General features: G+C 39.7%; 5 protein-coding genes and 1 pseudogene. 4 read left to right on the forward strand and 2 right to left on the reverse strand.

Annotated features, from left to right (window positions below; all coding sequences use genetic code 11):
- Positions 1-357 precede the first annotated feature (357 nt).
- Together DEH07_09875 and DEH07_09880 are read right to left on the reverse strand one after the other, a co-directional pair.
- Positions 358-786: a PIN domain nuclease gene (locus DEH07_09875; GenBank protein ID HBY04807.1), complete on the reverse strand. Its 429-nt coding sequence runs from the start codon at positions 784-786 to the stop codon at positions 358-360.
- Positions 776-1018, reverse strand: a complete 243-nt coding sequence (locus DEH07_09880; GenBank protein ID HBY04808.1) for a CopG family transcriptional regulator — start codon at positions 1016-1018, stop codon at positions 776-778. The genes DEH07_09875 and DEH07_09880 overlap by 11 nt, the downstream gene beginning before the upstream one ends.
- A gap of 377 nt (positions 1019-1395) precedes the next feature.
- On the opposite strand from DEH07_09880, the gene DEH07_09885 reads away from it, so the two are divergent.
- The 4 genes and pseudogenes from DEH07_09885 to DEH07_09900 all read left to right on the forward strand — a co-directional run bounded on the left by DEH07_09885 (position 1396) and on the right by DEH07_09900 (position 2560).
- On the forward strand, positions 1396-1632 hold the full coding sequence (locus DEH07_09885; GenBank protein HBY04809.1) for a DUF433 domain-containing protein: 237 nt from the start codon (positions 1396-1398) through the stop codon (positions 1630-1632).
- Positions 1629-1976 carry a hypothetical protein gene (locus DEH07_09890; protein HBY04810.1) on the forward strand — a complete coding sequence of 116 codons (348 nt, stop codon included), beginning with the start codon at positions 1629-1631 and terminating at the stop codon, positions 1974-1976. The genes DEH07_09885 and DEH07_09890 overlap by 4 nt, the downstream gene beginning before the upstream one ends.
- Positions 1977-2196: 220 nt before the next feature.
- The gene (locus DEH07_09895) at positions 2197-2406 is read left to right on the forward strand and encodes a hypothetical protein (protein ID HBY04811.1); all 210 of its coding nucleotides are present in this window, start codon (positions 2197-2199) and stop codon (positions 2404-2406) included.
- Between the two features lie 82 nt (positions 2407-2488).
- Positions 2489-2560: pseudogene (locus DEH07_09900) on the forward strand (IS607 family transposase).
- Positions 2561-2636 lie beyond the last annotated feature (76 nt).

Raw genomic sequence — 2636 nt, forward strand, 5'->3', positions numbered from 1 at the left:
ACAAAGGCCAGCTTTTTCAGATCGTCTTTAGGTAAATTCAATTGGCCCAAAGACATAATAATTCTATTACGCGGCCCTTTTTCCGTACGGATAGTCTGGATAAGTTTATGGTTGATATAAACTTGTCCTGTCTTTTTGTTTTTTGTAGTAATAGTGGCTATATGCATATTGTTATTATAATCCAGAGACACTGTTGTGTCAATGGCATAATAAAATAGGGTACTACATTGGTGATTTTGATGTTTTTGGACTGTTTATGAATACATGAATGCAGTAATGGTGCGGCTTATATCCAACCCATATTTATCCAGAGGGGTGTTTTGGGCTAATTATGATCTTGGGGAGGGGAAAGTTGGGCTAAGCAAATGGGTTTTGCACCTTTATTCCTTCATAAAGTTGGTTACTATTAAGATCTTCAGTAAAAAGTACAACACAGCCAGGTTTTTTTGCGCTGCAAATGATCAGGGCATCCCAGAATGACAGCCTGTTTCGCTGCTGAATATCAATAGCTTCCAGGACATCACTCACATCCGGCGCATGCAACCTCCAAGTCGATAAATCAGATATTATTTTAGCGGCCATCCGGGGCTGCATCGGCCTGGCTACCTTTTGTACTACTGTTACATAAAACTCCTGCAGTACTTGAATGCTTAAGCTGCCACGGCCGGAATTCCAAAGTTCATTAATAAGTTCCTTTGCGCGGATATACTTATCTCCTGCGGAGATATCATGAGCATAAACAAGAATATTTGTATCCACAAACTGCCATCCGGAATTATCGTTCATGAATATCTCCCCTGGTCCAGTTTATGCTGCCGGCGGTCCCTAAATCAGGAACATTGTTTAATATTGACAGGCGCCATTCACGCGCTTTTTTATACGAATCTTCTCTTTTTACCATTTCTTCAAGCGTTCTGCACAGAAGACCGGATAGTGAAGCTTGCTTTTCTATGGCAATATGTTTCGCTTTTAGCAAAATATCCTTGGGCAGGGACAGTGTTATATTTTGATACTCCACCACAATCACCCCCACGTAATTAAGTGTAGCACATTATTAGGTGACAGGCAATAAAAAACATTATTTTTTTTGGTCATTTAAAGACAATCAAGGACAAGTAGTTCCTGCCTGCCTTACGAGGTTTCCTTTGTATACCAAAAAAATCCTGAAACGGCATCGGTAGACTTGCTCAAACGGCATCCAAGTAAGACTACGATACCACATAAACGTAACAGTCACAGTCACAGTCACAGTCACAATGTAACAAATCCTTTTGAAAAAAAACCGGATCCTTTCAGACCCGATTTTTTTATTTCAACTATACTCCACGTTGTTTTATTCTGTAATCAATGTTAAAATTTAAAAGAAAGCGTTCAATGAAGGATAGAGGTGGGAAAATGAAAAATAATTTAATCCAATCTGACCCCTTAATAATGATGGGGAAACCTGTTATTACCGGCACGAGAATTACTGTTGAATTGATTTTGGAAAAGCTTGCCGCAGGTGAAACTGTTGAGCAAATATTAGAAGCTCACCCGCGTTTAACCCGTGAGGCTGTCTATGCGGCGTTGGATTTTGCCGCTCAGGCTTTAAGGGCCGACGTTATTTACCCCCTCAGGGAAAGCCTCCAATGAAATTATTTGCTGATGAAAGTATTGATTTGCCAATAGTAGAAAACCTCAGAAAAGATGGACATTTTGTGTTATATGTTGCGGAAATGGAGCCGGGTATTCAGGATAATGAAGTTTTAAAGCGTGCCAATAAGGAAAATGCCGTTTTATTAACAGCAGATAAAGATTTCGGCGAACTAATCTTCAGGCAGGGCCTCTTTTCCCAAGGAATTATTCTAATCAGGTTAAAAGGGTTATCGCCAAAACTAAAAGGAGAAATAGTGAGTAGGGTTATTCAAAAACATTCTTCGGAGATTCGGAGAGTCTTTACGGTAATTACTCCATCCATTATCCGGATAAGAAAATAACGGTGTTTAAAAATATGCAAACATTCAATAATAATTGACACATGGAATACGGCGCTTTTAATAGCGAATTACTATACAGTGCCACTATAATCAAAGCATTCCTCCTCATCCCGCTCTATTTTGTATCCATTCCTTCCTCGTAAAAAATCGTACATTTTAGAAAGAGGCTTGCTTGGAATCGGCCTGATACTGTCATGTCTTCTCGCGCTGGGGCGGCCATATGCTTAAGTATAAGATTCGATACTTCAAACTTAAAGCTGGTATTGAAGACTTCAATCACTGGAACTTTCGGGAAATTTTTATGTCTAATATATTAAGAGTTCATTTTTTACAAGTCAAGCTAATATCCGACGCACTATATGCACAAGCCCTATTCACGGAAAAACAACGAAGCATCAATTTAAAGGGGGGTGTTAGGGCTTTAAATTGAGTCAGCCGGCCCGTTATCAAAGTAAAGTTATTTAGTTTTCTAACAAGGAGGTACGCAACAGCTACTTTGTTTCCAAAAACTCATGGAACCATTAACCATAAGCAAAGCGGCAAAGAAATTAGGCGTCCATCCCAACAGTTTACGCAACTGGGAGAAGTGTTTAAGACGCAAGTAGGGACGGTTCTTGCTTGCCTTACGGCTTTTCAAGGAAGCTAGGGAGGCCTAAAGTA

It is taken from the genome of Desulfotomaculum sp. (genome assembly GCA_003513005.1).
In the GTDB taxonomy this organism is placed as follows: Bacteria; Bacillota; Desulfotomaculia; order Desulfotomaculales; family Nap2-2B; genus 46-80.